The organism is Catonella morbi ATCC 51271, from assembly GCF_000160035.2.
Taxonomy (GTDB): domain Bacteria; phylum Bacillota; class Clostridia; order Lachnospirales; family Lachnospiraceae; genus Catonella; species Catonella morbi.
In genome coordinates, this window is sequence record NZ_KI535368.1 from 344,526 (window position 1) to 362,015 (window position 17,490).

Annotated in this window: 15 protein-coding genes and 1 CRISPR repeat array (1 of these 16 cut by a window edge); all 15 genes read left to right on the forward strand. The window is 36.4% G+C overall.

Features of this window, described 5'->3' with window-relative positions; genetic code table 11:
• Window positions 1-33: 33 nt before the first annotated feature.
• The 15 genes from GCWU000282_RS08600 (at window position 34) to csm5 (ending at window position 14,491) form a co-directional block, all read left to right on the forward strand.
• Window positions 34-444, forward strand: coding sequence for a hypothetical protein (locus GCWU000282_RS08600; RefSeq protein WP_023354692.1), 411 nt, complete (start codon window positions 34-36; stop codon window positions 442-444).
• Window positions 444-1,790, forward strand: coding sequence for a DNA repair protein RadA (gene radA / locus GCWU000282_RS08605; protein ID WP_023354693.1), 1,347 nt, complete (start codon window positions 444-446; stop codon window positions 1,788-1,790). Before GCWU000282_RS08600 ends, radA begins: the two co-directional genes overlap by 1 nt.
• Window positions 1,790-3,808 (forward strand): DNA topoisomerase, encoded by a 2,019-nt coding sequence (locus GCWU000282_RS08610; protein WP_023354694.1) that lies wholly within the window; start codon window positions 1,790-1,792, stop codon window positions 3,806-3,808. Before radA ends, GCWU000282_RS08610 begins: the two co-directional genes overlap by 1 nt.
• 74 nt (window positions 3,809-3,882) lie before the next feature.
• Complete coding sequence (locus GCWU000282_RS08615) at window positions 3,883-4,551, forward strand: acyltransferase (protein ID WP_023354695.1); 669 nt, start codon at window positions 3,883-3,885, stop codon at window positions 4,549-4,551.
• Window positions 4,544-5,149 carry a cyclodeaminase/cyclohydrolase family protein gene (locus GCWU000282_RS08620; protein ID WP_023354696.1) on the forward strand — a complete coding sequence of 202 codons (606 nt, stop codon included), beginning with the start codon at window positions 4,544-4,546 and terminating at the stop codon, window positions 5,147-5,149. Before GCWU000282_RS08615 ends, GCWU000282_RS08620 begins: the two co-directional genes overlap by 8 nt.
• 190 nt (window positions 5,150-5,339) lie before the next feature.
• Window positions 5,340-6,944 carry a phosphoenolpyruvate carboxykinase (ATP) gene (gene pckA, locus GCWU000282_RS08625; protein WP_023354697.1) on the forward strand — a complete coding sequence of 535 codons (1,605 nt, stop codon included), beginning with the start codon at window positions 5,340-5,342 and terminating at the stop codon, window positions 6,942-6,944.
• A gap of 126 nt (window positions 6,945-7,070) precedes the next feature.
• Entirely contained in the window at window positions 7,071-7,193 is a 123-nt protein-coding gene (locus GCWU000282_RS17265; protein WP_023354698.1) for a hypothetical protein, read from the forward strand.
• Window positions 7,194-7,296: 103 nt separating this feature from the next.
• Window positions 7,297-7,878 carry a hypothetical protein gene (locus tag GCWU000282_RS08630; RefSeq protein ID WP_023354699.1) on the forward strand — a complete coding sequence of 194 codons (582 nt, stop codon included), beginning with the start codon at window positions 7,297-7,299 and terminating at the stop codon, window positions 7,876-7,878.
• 102 nt (window positions 7,879-7,980) lie between these two features.
• Window positions 7,981-8,295, forward strand: a complete 315-nt coding sequence (locus GCWU000282_RS08635; RefSeq protein WP_456297519.1) for a hypothetical protein — start codon at window positions 7,981-7,983, stop codon at window positions 8,293-8,295.
• Between the two features lie 23 nt (window positions 8,296-8,318).
• Window positions 8,319-9,101 carry a CRISPR-associated endoribonuclease Cas6 gene (gene cas6 / locus GCWU000282_RS15940; RefSeq protein ID WP_023354701.1) on the forward strand — a complete coding sequence of 261 codons (783 nt, stop codon included), beginning with the start codon at window positions 8,319-8,321 and terminating at the stop codon, window positions 9,099-9,101.
• Window positions 9,082-11,349 (forward strand): type III-A CRISPR-associated protein Cas10/Csm1, encoded by a 2,268-nt coding sequence (gene cas10 / locus GCWU000282_RS08645; protein WP_023354702.1) that lies wholly within the window; start codon window positions 9,082-9,084, stop codon window positions 11,347-11,349. The genes cas6 and cas10 overlap by 20 nt, the downstream gene beginning before the upstream one ends.
• Window positions 11,346-11,738, forward strand: a complete 393-nt coding sequence (gene csm2, locus GCWU000282_RS08650; RefSeq protein WP_023354703.1) for a type III-A CRISPR-associated protein Csm2 — start codon at window positions 11,346-11,348, stop codon at window positions 11,736-11,738. The genes cas10 and csm2 overlap by 4 nt, the downstream gene beginning before the upstream one ends.
• Window positions 11,739-11,748: 10 nt before the next feature.
• Window positions 11,749-12,417: a type III-A CRISPR-associated RAMP protein Csm3 gene (csm3, locus tag GCWU000282_RS08655; protein WP_035040114.1), complete on the forward strand. Its 669-nt coding sequence runs from the start codon at window positions 11,749-11,751 to the stop codon at window positions 12,415-12,417.
• Window positions 12,417-13,346, forward strand: a complete 930-nt coding sequence (csm4, locus tag GCWU000282_RS08660) for a type III-A CRISPR-associated RAMP protein Csm4 (protein ID WP_023354705.1) — start codon at window positions 12,417-12,419, stop codon at window positions 13,344-13,346. The genes csm3 and csm4 overlap by 1 nt, the downstream gene beginning before the upstream one ends.
• Complete coding sequence (csm5, locus tag GCWU000282_RS08665; RefSeq protein ID WP_023354706.1) at window positions 13,346-14,491, forward strand: type III-A CRISPR-associated RAMP protein Csm5; 1,146 nt, start codon at window positions 13,346-13,348, stop codon at window positions 14,489-14,491. The genes csm4 and csm5 overlap by 1 nt, the downstream gene beginning before the upstream one ends.
• A gap of 134 nt (window positions 14,492-14,625) precedes the next feature.
• Window positions 14,626-17,490: a CRISPR direct-repeat array (repeat unit 36 nt; unit sequence AGAAATAAGAAGAAAACCCCGATAGGGGATGAAAAC); it runs 228 nt beyond the window's last position.

The window sequence follows — 17,490 nt, forward strand, 5'->3', positions numbered from 1 at the left end:
AATTGAAACAAATACATATAAAAGGAGATTAAAATGGCAATCGTAGAAGAATTAATCCGTAAATCAGAAGAAGGAATTGACTTTGGAAATTATAAGCTTGAGGGGAAGGCTAAGCTTGAAGGATTTTCCTTTGAGGGAGATGTGTATAAAATAAAAACTTTTAAGGAAATCACAAAGCTTGAGAGAAACGGACTTTTCGCCTATGAATCAGTACCGGGAACTGCTGTTTTTAACTATAAGCGCAGTGAAAACGGAGTGAGTTTTAGCGTTGAGGGAGAGTCGGATGCGCAGATTACCCTTGAACTTGGTGAAGAAAAAGAATACGAAATAGAAGTTGACGGAGTAAGTGCAGGCAAGATGAAAACAAACCTTGGCGGAAAGCTTACTATAAGTGTAGAAACAAAAGAAGACAGAGAAACCCGTGTAGTAGTAAAAGAGGCGTAATGGCAAAGAGTAAATCAGTATTTTTTTGTGGGAAATGTGGCTATGAGTCGGCTAAATGGCTCGGTCAATGCCCTGCTTGTAAGGCTTGGAATGCTTTTTGTGAAGCTCCGGCAGTAAAGAAAGGAGGCAGCAGCCTGAAACAAGGCGTGGCTGCCTCTTTGCCGATTAAAATAAAGGATGTATCACTTGAAACTGATGAGAGAGTAACCACAGGTATCTCGGAACTTGACAGAGTATTGGGGGGTGGAATTGTAAAAGGCTCGCTTGTTCTTGTGGGCGGTGATCCGGGTATAGGAAAATCCACCCTGCTTTTGCAGATGTGCGCAAAGCTGGCTGATAAAAATATTTCCGTACTTTATGTGTCGGGAGAAGAATCTGAAAGGCAGATAGCCCTTAGAAGCGAACGACTTGGAGGTAAATTTTCGGATATGCTCCTTTTTTGTGAGACGGATATAGAAAAGATTGAAGCAGCTATAGAGTCGGAGAAGCCGGAGGTGGTAATAGTCGATTCCATTCAGACTATGTATTCTTCCAAGGCTGATTCGGCGGCAGGAAGTATATCACAGGTAAGGGAAGTGACCTCTACCCTGCTCCGCATATCCAAAGGACTTGGAGTGTCTATCTTCATTGTAGGTCACGTTACCAAAGAGGGAACTGTAGCAGGTCCAAGAACTCTTGAGCATATGGTGGATACTGTACTTTATTTTGAAGGAGAAGATGTGGCTTCCTACAGGATACTTCGTGCAGCAAAAAATCGTTTCGGCTCTACCAATGAAGTCGGCGTCTTTGATATGGGACAGACCGGACTCAGAGAAGTAGCCAATCCTTCTGAATATATGCTTAAGGGGATGCCTGAGAATGCACCCGGCTCAGTAGTTGCCTGTACTATGGAGGGCAGCAGGCCTATATTGGTTGAAGTTCAGGCTTTGGTTTGTCAGACAAATTTTAACTTTCCAAAGCGAACTACAGCAGGAGCTGATTATAACAGGGTGAACATCTTAATAGCAGTTCTTGAGAAAAGACTGGGGCTGAATCTTGGTAACTGTGATGCCTATGTAAATGTAGCCGGTGGACTTAAGATAAATGAGCCTGCTCTCGACCTTGCTATAGTAGCGGCTCTTATATCAAGCTACAGGAACAGGGAGAGCAAGGGTAAGATTATAGCCTTTGGTGAAGTCGGACTTACCGGTGAGGTGAGAGGAGTAAATCTTGCGAGGCTGAGACTTGAAGAAATAGCCAAGTTTGGAGAAAATCTTATTATCATACCAAAGGTAAATTATACTAAGGATTTACCTTTTAAGGTGTTGCCGGTGAGCAATGTAAGGGAGTTAATGGATATAATATAATGGGAAAAACGTTGATTATAACTGAGAAGCCGTCAGTGGCAAGAGAGTATGCAGACATACTCGGAGTGCCAAAGCGGGGACAGGGAGCTTATAATAATAATGACTACATAATTACCTGGTGTGTGGGACATTTGATAGAGATGAGTTATCCCGAAAAGTATGATGAAAAATACAAAAAGTGGCGGATGGAGGACTTGCCGTTTCTCCCACAGACCTATAAGTATGCGGTTATACCAAGTGTTAAGGAACAGTATGAAATTGTACACGGACTGATGAACTCTGCTGAAGTGGACACCATCCTCTACGCGGGCGACAGCGGACGTGAAGGAGAGGTTATAATAAGGCTTATCAGGAATTTTGGTGGGGTAAGAACAGGAATTGAGGAAAGAAGAGTCTGGATTGACTCTTTTACCGAAGATGAAATAAAACGCGGTATGCGTGAAGCTAAGCCCATTTCAGCCTATGATAATCTGGCAGGTGCAGGGATAATGCGCGGAATAGAGGATTATGCTATGGGAATTAATTTTTCCAGAGCCCTGTCTGTAAAGTATGGTGGTTTGTTAAACAATAAGGCAGGTACTAAAAAATATTCCGCTATAGCCATAGGCAGGGTTATGACCTGCGTGCTTGGAATGGTAGTAAGAAGAGAAAGGGAAATAAGAAACTTCGTTCAGACAAATTTCTATAAAATATCAGGAAATTTTGGAGCAGAAGGAGCAAGCTTTTTAGGAGAATGGAAGTCAGGTAAGACGAGTAAATATTTTGAAAGTCCTTTGCTTTACAATGAAAAAGGATTTAAGAAAAAAGAAGATGCCGAAAAGCTGATTAGTGAACTGGATATTTCTACCGCTGTAGTCCTTAAAAAGGATAAGACCAGTGAAAAGAAAAAAGCGCCTCTGTTATTTAACCTGGCTGAACTTCAGGCGGAGTGCACCAAGCGTTTCCATATAAGCCCCGAAGATACCCTGAAAGCGGTTCAGGGGCTGTATGAAAGTAAGCTTACCACTTATCCGAGAACAGATGCCAGAGTTATAACCAAGGCTGTGGCAGGGGAGATAACTAAGAACTTAAGCGGTCTTTATGCTTATAAACCCGTAAGTGAATTTGTGCTTAAAATCAGGGATGAAGGGCTTTATAAAGGCCTTGAAAAGACACAGTATGTGGATGATAAAAAGGTAACCGACCACTATGCTATTATTCCGACAGGCAATGTAAATGCACTTGCGGGGCAAAGTGATTTGAATAAAAAAATCTATGATGTAATAGTCAGAAGATTTTTAGCCATTTTCTATCCACCTGCTGTCTATGATAAGGTAAGTCTTGTGACGGGAATTAAGCATAAGGAAGGCGATTTCACAGAGGAGTTTTATTCTTATGTAAAGGTACTTAAGGAAAAAGGTTATTTGGAGGTTTCGGGTTTGCCCTCTAAGGAAAAAGAAAAAAAGGAAGAAACTTCGGATAAAGAGGATAGCGAAGATGAAGTTTCCGACAATGAAGCCTTGTTAAACCTGCTTTCTTCGCTTACAAAGGGGAGTTCTCTTTTGGTTAATAAACTTGAAACCAAGGAAGGCAAGACAACTCCGCCTAAGCGCTATACCTCAGGTTCAATGATTCTTGCCATGGAAAATGCAGGTCAGTTGATAGAGGATGAGGAACTGCGTGCTACCATAAAAGGAGCCGGTATAGGTACATCTGCAACAAGGGCGGGAATTATAGAGAAATTGGTAAAAATAGGCTACCTTGCCCTGAATAAGAAAACGCAGATACTTACTCCTATGATGTTCGGAGAAATGGTATATGAGGTTGCGGATATGGCTATTCCTGCCATGCTTAACCCGGAGATGACAGCAAGCTGGGAAAAAGGACTTTCGGGAGTTGAAGCAGGAGAGATAACTACTGCCAAATACGAAGAAACACTCAATACCTATGTAAGGAAGTATATAGAAAATATAAGACATAAAGACCTTAGCAGGGAGCTTGGAAGCAGGCTGGAAACGGTTAAAAAACACAGCAAATAAAAACAAAATATTCTACATATGTAGTAAAAAAAGTATTAAGTCAGAATTAAATTTGTCAATATAAAGGAGTAAAAATGGAAAGTATTAAAATTACGGAACTTTTCGACCCTACCAAAACTATTGCGGTTGATTATTTAAGTAAATTTACTTATCCCTTTGAAGCACTTCAAGGAATAAGCGAGTTGATAATCAGTTTAGGTGAGAGTCTTGACAGCTCGGTTTATGAAAAAAGAGGGGAGAATGTCTGGGTGGCGAAGTCTGCCAAAGTGGCTCCTACTGCGTTTTTGGGAGCACCTTGTATTATAGGTGAAAATACAGAAGTAAGGCATTGTGCCTTTATAAGGGGAAGCGCTTTAGTCGGAAATGATTGTGTGGTAGGTAATTCCGTAGAGCTTAAGAATGTGATTATTTTTGATAATGTACAGGTTCCGCATTATAACTATGTGGGAGATTCCATTCTTGGATATCATTCACATATGGGGGCAGGCTCTATTACAAGCAATGTAAAGTCGGATAAAACTAAGGTGGTAATTAAGTCTGAAAATGAAAGTATGGAAACAGGGCTTAAGAAGGTAGGAGCATTTTTAGGTGACTATGCAGAAATAGGTTGTAACAGTGTACTTAATCCGGGTACAGTGATTGGAAGAAACTCCAATGTATATCCGCTTTCCATGGTAAGGGGAGTAGTGCCTCCAAATAGTATATATAAGAAAAAAGGAGATATTGCAGAGAAAAATGCGTGATTTAACTCTTGATAAATTTTCAGAAGAGCTTTTTAGCAAAAATGCTGTTCCGGGAGGCGGAGGAGCCACAGCTCTGGTTGGTTCACTTGCTGTTTCTCTCGGAGCTATGGCGGCTAACCTTACAGTAGGTAAGGAAAAATATGTAGAGTACACCTCAAGGCTGGAAGAAATTTTAATAAGGGCGGAAGAGCTGAGACTTCGTTTGCTTGAGCTGATAGATGAGGATGCAAAGGGCTTTGGCGAGGTAAGCAAGGCTTATAAATTAAAACCTAAAGACGAGGAAGTAATTGAGAAAGCCCTTGTAAGTGCAGCAACTCCTCCGTTAAATATGATGGAAGCTCTAAAAGAGGTGATAGAACTTCTTGATGAACTTTCAGATAAAACAAGTGTGCTGGTGGTAAGTGATGTGGGAGTTGGCGCCAAACTTGCAGGTTCGGCCTTAAGTTCGGCTTATTTAAACGTAGTGGTAAATACAAAGCTTATGAAGGATAAGAATACAGCGGAAAGTATTGAAAAAAAGGCTGAAAGTCTGCATTCATATCCGGGAAAAGCTGATGAAATATATGAGAAGATTCTTAACAGGTTAAAGGTACAATAAATTACCTGAAAATAATTACCAATAAAAGCAGAAATACTTATAATAATTTTGTAAAAAATAATAATTAATACCTTGATGATTTTTCTTGTCTTTTAGTGTATAATCACACTAGGGAAAATTTTAAAAAAATTTTCATGTTTGGTTAAACTAACAGTACAATATATTTAAAGAAAGAAAGAGGTACAACAGAATGGCGAACATTGATTTAACACAGTATGGCATTACCGGTACAACTGAAATCGTACACAACCCTTCTTATGATGAGCTTTTCAAAGAGGAGACCAAGGAAAGCCTTACAGGGTTTGAAAAAGGACAGGTTACAGAGCTTGGCGCTGTTAACGTAATGACAGGTATTTATACAGGTCGTTCACCTCAGGATAAATTCATCGTTATGGATGAGAATTCTAAGGATACAGTTTGGTGGACAACACCTGAGTACAAGAATGATAACCATCCTGCCACAAAGGAAGCTTGGGATGTAGTTAAGAAGCTTGCTCAGGACGAGCTTTCGGGCAAGAGACTTTTCGTAGTTGATGCATTCTGCGGTGCTAATAAAGATACAAGGATGGCAGTTCGTTTCATCGTTGAGGTTGCTTGGCAGGCTCATTTCGTAACAAATATGTTCATTCAGCCAACAGCAGAAGAGCTTGAGAACTTCAAGCCTGATTTCGTTGTTTACAATGCTTCTAAGGCTAAGGTTGAGAACTATAAGGAGTTGGGACTTAACTCAGAAACAGCGGTAGTATTTAATATTACAAGTCGTGAGCAGGTTATCCTTAATACCTGGTACGGCGGAGAGATGAAGAAGGGTATGTTCTCTATGATGAACTACTACCTTCCGCTTAAGGGAATGGCTTCTATGCACTGCTCTGCAAATACAGATATGGACGGAAAGCACACAGCTATCTTCTTCGGTCTTTCAGGAACAGGTAAGACCACACTTTCAACAGATCCTAAGCGTCTTCTTATCGGCGATGATGAGCATGGTTGGGATGACAACGGAGTATTTAACTTCGAGGGCGGCTGCTATGCTAAGGTTATCAACCTTGATAAAGAGTCTGAGCCTGATATTTATAATGCAATCAGAAGAGATGCTCTTCTTGAGAACGTAACTGTAGATGCTAACGGAAAGATTGATTTTAAGGATGGAAGCACAACAGAGAATACCCGTGTATCTTATCCTATTAACCATATTGAGAAGATTGTACGCCCTGTTTCAGCAGCTCCTGCAGCAGAGAACGTTATCTTCCTTTCAGCTGATGCATTTGGAGTACTTCCTCCGGTATCTATCCTTACACCGGAGCAGACACAGTATTACTTCCTTTCAGGATTTACTGCTAAGCTTGCAGGTACAGAGCGTGGTATCACAGAGCCTACACCTACTTTCTCAGCTTGCTTCGGACAGGCTTTCCTTGAGCTTCACCCTACAAAGTATGCGGAAGAGCTTGTTAAGAAGATGAAGAAGAGCGGAGCTAAGGCCTACCTCGTAAATACAGGCTGGAACGGAACTGGAAAGAGAATTTCTATTAAGGATACCCGTGGTATCATTGATGCCATCCTTAACGGAGATGTAAATAAGGCTCCTACCAAGAAGATTCCTTACTTTGATTTTGAAGTTCCTACAGAGCTTCCGGGCGTTGATACAGGTATTCTCGATCCTAGAGATACTTATGCTAATGCTTCTGAGTGGGAAGAGAAAGCAAAAGATCTTGCAGGCAGATTTGTAAAGAACTTTGCCAAGTATGAGAACAATGATGCAGGTAAGGCACTTGTTGCAGCAGGTCCACAGCTTTAATTTATAACTTAATTATAATATCTAAAAATTTCCTCCCCTTAGCCCGTCTAAGGGGAGGATACTTTTTACTAAGTATTTGTTTCCGGAAGAAAGAACGGACTTTATAAGAATATTTATCATGTAGAAATGATAACAGGATATAATTTATATGGAGTAGATGAAAAAGGGTGTCCAAATGTAGGATTAAAATATGTAAGACTTGCTGAATCTTCGGATAAAATGACAGTTGCAAGAGTGAAGGTGAAATAAATAAAAATATCAGATAGCTATGTTTTTTTGTTATATTTTATTATATAATAGAAAATGTGGTTTGTCTGGTATTTTTTTGTGCATATATTACAAAGGAGGGGTTATGCCATTTTTTATAAATGATGATCAAAGATTAAGTGTTAATCTAAGTGATTTTGCAAATTACATAATTGAGACTGATATGGTAACATTTAGCATAGAAAATAGATCAACTTTTATCAATAGAATGTTAGAGAATTTTATTGATAAAGCCAAATCAACTATCTCTAATTCATCGGATGAATACAGAGCTAACTTAGAAGAAAAGCTTATCAATAGAGGTATAAATATTAAAGAATATAAAAATATTATAGATGCTTTAGTTAATGACTATGTTGATAGTATTAAGAATAAAAAATATAAAAGAGGAAATTCATTTAAAATAAGGTTAAATAATGGTAATACTAAGTATTTTAAAGGGGCAGTCATAGATAGTAAATATTATGATAATACACTGGGAGCTTATGTAAATGCCTTAATAGAAGAATATGCAGAACTTAACTACAAAGATAGGGAAGCTATAATATATAGAGAAGAATTTAATCAAATAACTAGTGCAATTAAAGACGAAAAACTGATTAAAACTACGCTTGTTTTTGGGGAAACTTTGAAAATTAAACCGTATAAATTACTTATGGATAATTAAAAGCTGTACTATTATTTAGTGGGATATGATAGGGAGAGCATGAAAAGCGTATCATATAGAATTATCGATTTTGATAGTATTAACTGTCAGCAGGGAAAATCAGTGTTAACTAAATCAGATATAGAAAATATTGAAAAAGAGATACGTAATAAAGGTGTGCAGTTTATGAGGGGAGAGTCTCATGAGATTAAAATCAGGTTAAATGAAGAAGGTCAAAAATTGTATAACAGAATTCTTCACTTGAGACCTAAATATGTAAGAATTGAAGAAAAAAATATTTATGTTTTTGACTGTAGCTTAAAACAGATTGAATACTATTTTTTTAAGTTTGGCAAAGAGGCTGAGATTATATCGCCACCACAATTAAGGGAAAAATTCAAAAATGACCATTTAGAGGCTTATGAAGTATATAAATAGCAACTTTAGAATTGGAGGAAATAATGCCGGGGAGATTAGTTATTGAGTTAGAAAATAATAAAGGGATACCCTATAATTACAGCTTATCTACAGCTTTTCAGGGCTATCTTATGGATTTGATTGATGAAGGCTTTGCGGATAAAATGCATAGTTCCGGATATCATCCTTATAGCCAGTTTGTGATGATTGCGGATGGGAGGCTAAGATGGATAGTAAATGTGTTAGATGAAGAAGCAGAAAAATTTATTGTAAAAAAACTATTGGAAGATGATGTAAAAACTGTTCATATCAATAAGCTGGAAGATGATTTGAATATAATAAATAAAGAATATTCTGCGACAACCTATGATGAATTATTTAAGGAATGTTACTTTAAGAATGATAGTCGATATATTGAGGTCAAATTTTTGACACCGACTGCCTTTAAGCAGAATAACAGATATCAGTTTTTTCCGGATATAAAGCTGATATTCCAAAGCCTTATGATGAAATATGATGCCGCATCCAGTCAGAATGTAATTTTTGATGCAGAACTATTAATACATTTTGAAGAAAATGCAGAAATAGTATCTTATAATTTAAGAAGCACTAATTTTTTTGTAAATTCAAATAAGATACCTGCATTTACAGGAAGAGTTGTATTTAAGGTAAACGGACCTATGCAAATGGCCAATTTAGCTTACCTATTGCTTAAATTTGGAGCTTTTTCAGGAGTTGGAATAAAATCAGGAATGGGTATGGGAGGAATAGAAGTGAATATAAATAAGGGAAAGGAGAAAAAGTCAGATGTCAGAGAAACAGAATAAAATAATACTTGCAGCTCTGCTTCATGATATTAATAAAGTATTTATTCCGGATACTTCATACAAAACTTTAATAGAGAAATTTAATATTAAAGATAGTGAATTAGAAAATGGAATAAAATGCCATCATGAAAAAGACTTTGAGAATGTAGAACTGGCAGGGAATAGCATAGCCTATGTCATATATGCTGCAGATAAAATTGCTACTGCAGCAGAGAGAGGCAGGGAAGAAAGCGGTAAGTTAGAATTTACACCTCTAAAGAGTATATTCAATACCTTAAATGAAAATAATCAAAACAAGGTATATAACCCTGAGATAATATCGAAGAATAGTACTATAAATTATCCGGTGGAGAACTGTACAGAGGATATTGCAGACAAGTTAGATAATATAAAGCAAGATTTACAGAAGAAGATAGGGACTATAGTTTACGAAAGAGAATACTTGAACTATCTTTTAGAAACTTTTGAAATATATTTATCTCATTTTCCATCTTCATACTTAAATGAAGAAAGAGCTGATATATCGCTTTATGACCATATAAAGATAACTACAGCAATAAGTAGCTGCATATATCAATATTTAGAAGAAAAAGGGATAAAAGATTATAAAAGTGAACTCATTAATTCCAAAGAGGAGTTTGAAAATAAGAATATATTTTTGCTTCAAAGTATGGATCTTTCGGGTATTCAGCAGTTCATATACAAACAGTATGATACTAAGGATGCTTTGAAAAATCTAAGAGCCAGAAGCTTTTATCTGGAAATTTTATTGGAAAATTTTATAGACGAGATTTTGACTGATTTGGAGCTTTCAAGGGCAAACCTCTTATATTCAGGAGGTGGACATGCATATCTCATTCTGCCAAATACTGATAATGTAAAGAGATATTTAGATGAGATAGAAGTGAGAATGAATAAATGGCTTTGTGAAACTTTTGACATAGATTTATATCTGGCGATGGGGTATGAAGCCTGCTCACCACTAAACTTGCAGAATAAACCTGCAGGCTCATATAAGAAAATGTTTATCAATGTATCTCATACTTTGTCCGGCAAAAAGAGAAAAAGGTACAGCTATGAGCAGATACAAGCCTTGAATAACAGAGCGGTAAAGGATGATACAAGAGAATGTAGAATCTGCCATCGTTCAGATAGGGTAGACTCTGATGGAGTTTGCAGGGTTTGTAATGGACTTATAAGATTGTCTAAAGGAATATTGGATAAAGATGTTTTCTGCATTACAGGTGAAGAAACAGAAGCTTCTATGAAGATATTTGAAAATGAATATTTATCTACAGCTACAAATGAAGAGATAGGCAAACTTCAAAGTGAAGGTGTACTGATAAGAAGATTTAGTAAAAATCTCAGAAGTTTCGAACCATTTAAATCCGGTAAGCTTTGGATAGGAGATTATAGCAGTGAAAAGACCTTAAGTGGACTCGTAGATAAAGGAATTGGAATAAAAAGGCTGGGTGTGTTAAGGGCAGATGTTGATAATCTCGGACAGGCTTTTGTAGGAGGATTTAGTGAAGAAAGGCAGACCTTTTCAAGAAGTGCAGCGTTTTCCAGAAAATTATCCTTATTTTTCAAATACCATATAAACCATATTTTAAAAAATGGTGAGTACTTTCTTACATCTGATAGAAATGATAAAAATAGAGGGGCTTCTATCATATATTCAGGTGGAGATGATTTGTTCATAGTAGGTGCTTGGAAGGATATTATTGAATTTTCAGTAGATTTACATAGGGCAATTAAAAAATATACACAGGACAAGCTTACCATATCAGCAGGAATAGGCATATATCCGGATAAATACCCGATTTCCTATATAGCAGATGAGGTAGGAAGGCTTGAGGATTGCTCTAAAAATGTAGATGGAAAGAATGCTGTAACCTTATTTGACAGGGAATTTGCATTTGGTTGGGATGATTTTATAGACAAGGTTTTGGAAGAAAAGTTTAAGCTTATAAATGAATTTTTTGAAACAACTACAGAGAGGGGAAAAAATTTCCTTTATAATCTTCTTGAGCTGCTTAGAAATAAATCAGAGAAGATAAACCTTGCCAGACTAGCTTATACCTTGGCAAGAATGGAGCCTAAGAGTGAGGCAGATGAGAAAGAAAAGAAATTATATGCCAAGTTTTCACAAAAACTGTATGAATGGATGCAGAATGATGAAGATAACAGGCAGTTGATAATGGCAATATATATTTATGCATATTTAGTGAGAGGAGAAGAAGAATGATATTAACAAATGAGAACTATCTGAAGGAAGCAGAAAAGGTTATTGACAATCTCTGCAAAGACAAAAGAACAGGAAAACAATTGTATGCACCTAAAATAACAACAACCAAACTCAGGAAAATATTATCTATGGTTTCTGAGATTTATAGTGATGCCAGCAGATTGAGAGAAGAGAAATTAGATACAGAGATGAAAAGCAGGTTGCAGTATCTAAAGCTTCATATAATATATGAGGAAGGAAGAGAAGCGGTAGTTAAAGAATTTGTAGAAGAGTCAAAATTGACAGCAGCACTTGATGAAGTTAAAGATAGTAAGTCACAACTTATTAATTTTTGTCACTATGTAGAAGCTCTGGTAGCATATCGTAAATTTAAAGGTAATGATAAATAGGAGGGGAATTATGTTTGCAAAAATTGAAATATCAGGAATAGTGGAAGCAGTTACAGGTATACATATAGGCGGTAATGACCAGTTTTCAGCAATAGGTGCTGTAGATTCACCTGTAATTAGGGATAAGATGTCAGATAACCCGATAATACCCGGCAGCAGTCTTAAGGGAAAGCTTAGAAGTCTTTTAGCCAGACAATATAATACCGGAATGGTAAAGGATTGTAATGAAGATGATGTAAGGATTAAAAGACTTTTTGGTTCTTCAAAGAAGGATGAGAAAGGAAGAATATATGCCAGTAGGCTGATATTCTCTGATTTAATGCTTGATAATGCTAAGGAGCTTAAGGAAATAGGAGTGTCAGTAACAGAGGTAAAATTTGAAAATACCATAAACAGATTGACGGCTATTGCAAATCCAAGGCAGATAGAAAGAGCTATAAGAGGAACAAGATATAAGCTAAATATCATTTATAACCTTGAGAATGAAGCAGAATTTGAAGAAGATATGAAGACCTTAAAAGACGGAATGAGACTGATCGAATATGATTATATTGGTGGACATGGTTCAAGAGGCTATGGAAAGATTAAGTTTGAGAAACTTGAAATTAAGTGTGTAACAGGACAGATAGCTGATGACAAACTGGAAAAAGCAGTTAAAATATTAAAGGGTGATGAATAATGAAATATAGTTTTTATAAACTAAAATTTTTAACAGGTGTGCACATAGGAGCAGGTGCACTTACAAGAGGAAAGTATACTCTTTATGCAGATACTGTTTTCTCGGCACTTTGCAAGGAAGCCTTAAAACTTGGCGAAAATAAGCTGAGTAGGCTTGTAGAGGCTTGTAGAGATGATAAGATAAAACTTACAGATGGTCTACCTTTTATAGAAGACAGATACTATGTTCCAAAGCCTATGTTAGAGCTTGATATTAGTACAGAAAGCGACCGTACTGTAAAAAAAGCAGCAAAGAAGCTTGAATACATATCCATAGAAAAAATGGATGATTATCTTTCGGGCAGTCTTGATGTTAAGCAAGAGAATGAATACTTTTCTAACAATATAGGAAGACATAATCTGGTTGGTAAAGCCAAGATTATTATAGGTGAGGATGCCAATCCCTATGTAGTTGATACCTTTGTTTATGGTGAAAAAAGTGGATTATATGTATGTGTAGGAGTTGATAATGATGAGCTGGAAGCCTTTGTAAAAGAGATATTTACATCACTTTCGTACTCAGGTGTAGGGGGAAAGATTTCAGCCGGTTACGGTAAGTTTGAACTGGAGGTTGTGCCTGCCACTGAAAACTTTGTTAAAAGACTGGATAATACAGCTTACAAAAAATATATGTCTTTATCTATTTCACTACCTAGTGATGATGAACTTAAAGATGTACTATCGACTGCTGATTATCTGCTTATAAAAAGAAGCGGCTTTGTTTCTTCGGAAACTTATAGTGAAACTCTTAGAAAAAAGAAGGATAAATACTGTATGGCAGCAGGCTTTGTATTTGAGAAAGAATTTAAGGGAAGCATTTTAGATGTCTCAAATGGTGGTACTCATCTGGTTTACAGATATGCCAAACCATTTATTATGGGGGTGAAGTGATGGAAGATTATTTAATAAATTATGAACTAAAAATAAAAATCCTTACACCGGTTTATATTGGCAGTGGTTATACGGTAGGAAAAAGAGAATATATACATGACAAGTCTAAAAATCTTGTATCATTTTTAGATTTGGAAAAGCTGTTTAAAGGAATTCTTGATAATGGCTTATATTCAGAATATGAAAAATATTTTACAGCAGATAACAAAAACAGGGAAATGAATGTGGAATTAAAGCAATTCTTAGAGAGAGCAGGAATTGGAGAAGATAAATATTCTGAGTGGATAACTTATAGTGAGTATATGGGCAGCAGTAATTTGAGTCTCCAAAATACACATGAGATACAGACATTTATAAAAGATGCCTATGGTAATCCGTATATACCGGGAAGCAGCCTTAAGGGGGCTATAAGGACTATACTGGAGTCCAATTATATAAGAAAGAAATATAATGAATTTGACAGAAGTAGAGCTGAAGTTAAAAAAGAGGGAATGAAAGGGAAGACCAGATATATGTCAGTTCCTCAAAATCATCTAAAAGAAAAGGTTTTTCATCGCCAAATTACTGATGAGAGGGTTAAACTTGAAAACATGCAGAATGACATCATGCGTGGAATAATAGTAGGTGACAGCCTTTCTATTGATAAGAATTCACTCTGTATCTGTCAGAAAATAGACCTTTCAACTAAAGGCAATAAAAAATCTTTGAATGTACTTAGAGAATGCCTAAAGCCGGGAACGGTAGTTACTGTGCCGCTTACCATAGATAGTAAGATAGTGAGAAATATGTATGGTAAGAAATTTGACTTAGAAGATATAAAAGCTGATATAAATATGTTTTATAAAAATTATAAAGATGAATATATTACCAAGTTCAAAAACTTTCCTCAGATTATAGAGGAGAAGAATGCTTTTTATCTTGGTGGTGGCAGCGGTTATGTATCTAAGACAGTGACACATTCTTTATTTAATGAGGATAATGCAACAAAGGTTGTAAGTGAAATTTTAAATGAAGTATTTACTCAGAAAAGCAAACCATCTGCTAATAAAGATGATGAAGTGTTGGGAGTATCACCACATACCTTGAAGTGTACATATTATTTGGAAAATCTCTGTCAGATGGGATTATGTAGGATAGTAGATTAGTTTTAACACGATGCACATTGCAAGAGGGTTGTAGACTGTTTTGCAATGTGTTATCATTAAAAAGAAGCGATAAATGTATTTCACACGCAATCTGCTTTTAGAAGTGGCTTAGACAGTAGCTTACAAAGGGTAGGAGAAATAAGAAGAAAACCCCGATAGGGGATGAAAACTTGTCCCCAAAGACCCTGCGGTGAACATCGTGTCATAGAAATAAGAAGAAAACCCCGATAGGGGATGAAAACTATTATGTTTTTGACCGAAATAGGCAAACCGTCCAGAAATAAGAAGAAAACCCCGATAGGGGATGAAAACTTACTGTCAGAGTCAGAATCGACACTATCAGTCCAGAAATAAGAAGAAAACCCCGATAGGGGATGAAAACACATACGCTTGATTGCTTTATATACATGGGGGTGAAAAGAAATAAGAAGAAAACCCCGATAGGGGATGAAAACACTCTCAACATGTCTTTTGTTTCCTTTCTTAAAAGAAATAAGAAGAAAACCCCGATAGGGGATGAAAACTTGATAAAATGGCTTTATTCATACAATCTCCTTCTAGAAATAAGAAGAAAACCCCGATAGGGGATGAAAACACATGCATACTTAATCTAGATCGCATATTATCACAAGAAATAAGAAGAAAACCCCGATAGGGGATGAAAACCTACAAAATTGTTATTAGTAAACATATTACCTCTTAGAAATAAGAAGAAAACCCCGATAGGGGATGAAAACATAGGTATAGTGTATCATTGCGACGTCGTATCAGAGAAATAAGAAGAAAACCCCGATAGGGGATGAAAACTTTTACCATTAGCACTTAATCTAGTACTGAAATTTAAGAAATAAGAAGAAAACCCCGATAGGGGATGAAAACAATGCATTCTTTTCATTATTACTAATATCTCCCATCAGAAATAAGAAGAAAACCCCGATAGGGGATGAAAACTGTATCAGTTTTATATGCCGAATTTGATTCTTCGAGAAATAAGAAGAAAACCCCGATAGGGGATGAAAACGCAGTCTTTAAGGGCTGCAGAAAACTTTCATATTACAGAAATAAGAAGAAAACCCCGATAGGGGATGAAAACAATATCTTCCAACATATCTTCGATAATATACATTGAGAAATAAGAAGAAAACCCCGATAGGGGATGAAAACTATCAAAACTTTACCTACCAAATTCAACATACCTGTAGAAATAAGAAGAAAACCCCGATAGGGGATGAAAACTCGAACATAGTTGTTTCTCCACCCTTATCGGCACAGAAATAAGAAGAAAACCCCGATAGGGGATGAAAACTCAGTACTATTTACAGTTTCAATAGCTTCAATAAAGAAATAAGAAGAAAACCCCGATAGGGGATGAAAACATTATTAATGACATTGAAATTTACCATAATATCTAGAAATAAGAAGAAAACCCCGATAGGGGATGAAAACGTTCAAATATCTAACATATAAAAATATAAATAAAAAAAGAAATAAGTAGAAAACCCCGATAGGGGATGAAAACACGTCTGTTGCCTTTGTTGTTAATCTCTCTTCTAGAGAAATAAGAAGAAAACCCCGATAGGGGATGAAAACTTTAATAATTTCTTTTTCAATGCGGTTACTTCTGGAGAAATAAGAAGAAAACCCCGATAGGGGATGAAAACCAATTCGGATTTTCAGATAATGTAAGAAAGGAGGAGAAATAAGAAGAAAACCCCGATAGGGGATGAAAACATTATCTGGACTAGATTCTCCAATTATAAATGCATTATAGAAATAAGAAGAAAACCCCGATAGGGGATGAAAACTTCATAAATACCTCTTTCCGCCTCAATTATTTGAAGAAATAAGAAGAAAACCCCGATAGGGGATGAAAACTACAACACCGACCATTTTAGATAAATCTAAGTATAGAAATAAGAAGAAAACCCCGATAGGGGATGAAAACATGTATAAGGATATGAAGACTGGGCAGGTTTCATATAGAAATAAGAAGAAAACCCCGATAGGGGATGAAAACACTTTACAAAAAAATCGTGATAGGCTAACTGTTATAACAGAAATAAGAAGAAAACCCCGATAGGGGATGAAAACTCAGATAATTTTTCAACTTCACTTGTCATTTTTCTAGAAATAAGAAGAAAACCCCGATAGGGGATGAAAACTCTATTGCATCAGTACCAGGCATATACGTTATATAGAAATAAGAAGAAAACCCCGATAGGGGATGAAAACTCCAGAAAATCCGTCGTAACCGTAGAGAATATAAAAGAAATAAGAAGAAAACCCCGATAGGGGATGAAAACCCTATCGCCTCTGCCTTTATGTCAGTTTTTATAAGAGAAATAAGAATAAAACCCCGATAGGGGACGAAAACTCAACACTAACTTATTCTTTTAAGACAGCTTCCTTTAGAAATAAGAATAAAACCCCGATAGGGGACGAAAACAAATCAACTATTGTGCCATCCATATCAAACCATATCAGAAATAAGAATAAAATCCCGATAGGGGACGAAAACTGATCAAGCCCTACAGATGTCAGTGGCTTAATGTAGAAATAAGAATAAAACCCCGATAGGGGACGAAAACTTTATATAAGGTAACTTCTTAGGATTGATAGGTATAAGAAATAAGAAGAAAACCCCGATAGGGGATGGAAACCTGACCTAAACATCATTAGCAGCATTTCTGTCACAGAAATAAGAAGAAAACCCCAATAGGGGATGGAAACACAAGCCTTCCTGAGTTGATAAAGTAATTTTTTGAAGAAACAAGAAGAAAACCCCGATAGGGGATGGAAACACAAAAGAATCGAAGCCTGTTCCTATCTGGTTTACAGAAATAAGAAGAAAACTCCGATAGGGGATGAAAACGCGTCAGTCTGCTTCCAGTAGTCTAAGACCTGTATGAGAAATAAGAAGAAAACCCCGATAGGGGATGAAAACTTACGGTTAATAATTATTCTTCAGTTTCTTCCTAGAAATAAGAAGAAAACCCCGA

Bases quoted from the DNA above. Each gene is read 5' to 3' on its own strand.
- GCWU000282_RS17265 (WP_023354698.1), top strand. From the start codon at position 7,071: ATGATAACAGGATATAATTTATATGGAGTAGATGAAAAAGGGTGTCCA.
- csm2 (WP_023354703.1), top strand. From the start codon at position 11,346: ATGATATTAACAAATGAGAACTATCTGAAGGAAGCAGAAAAGGTTATT.
- radA (WP_023354693.1), top strand. From the start codon at position 444: ATGGCAAAGAGTAAATCAGTATTTTTTTGTGGGAAATGTGGCTATGAG.
- csm5 (WP_023354706.1), top strand. From the start codon at position 13,346: ATGGAAGATTATTTAATAAATTATGAACTAAAAATAAAAATCCTTACA.
- pckA (WP_023354697.1), top strand. From the start codon at position 5,340: ATGGCGAACATTGATTTAACACAGTATGGCATTACCGGTACAACTGAA.
- GCWU000282_RS08600 (WP_023354692.1), top strand. From the start codon at position 34: ATGGCAATCGTAGAAGAATTAATCCGTAAATCAGAAGAAGGAATTGAC.
- cas6 (WP_023354701.1), top strand. From the start codon at position 8,319: ATGCCGGGGAGATTAGTTATTGAGTTAGAAAATAATAAAGGGATACCC.
- csm4 (WP_023354705.1), top strand. From the start codon at position 12,417: ATGAAATATAGTTTTTATAAACTAAAATTTTTAACAGGTGTGCACATA.
- GCWU000282_RS08620 (WP_023354696.1), top strand. From the start codon at position 4,544: ATGCGTGATTTAACTCTTGATAAATTTTCAGAAGAGCTTTTTAGCAAA.
- GCWU000282_RS08615 (WP_023354695.1), top strand. From the start codon at position 3,883: ATGGAAAGTATTAAAATTACGGAACTTTTCGACCCTACCAAAACTATT.
- csm3 (WP_035040114.1), top strand. From the start codon at position 11,749: ATGTTTGCAAAAATTGAAATATCAGGAATAGTGGAAGCAGTTACAGGT.
- GCWU000282_RS08610 (WP_023354694.1), top strand. From the start codon at position 1,790: ATGGGAAAAACGTTGATTATAACTGAGAAGCCGTCAGTGGCAAGAGAG.
- cas10 (WP_023354702.1), top strand. From the start codon at position 9,082: ATGTCAGAGAAACAGAATAAAATAATACTTGCAGCTCTGCTTCATGAT.
- GCWU000282_RS08630 (WP_023354699.1), top strand. From the start codon at position 7,297: ATGCCATTTTTTATAAATGATGATCAAAGATTAAGTGTTAATCTAAGT.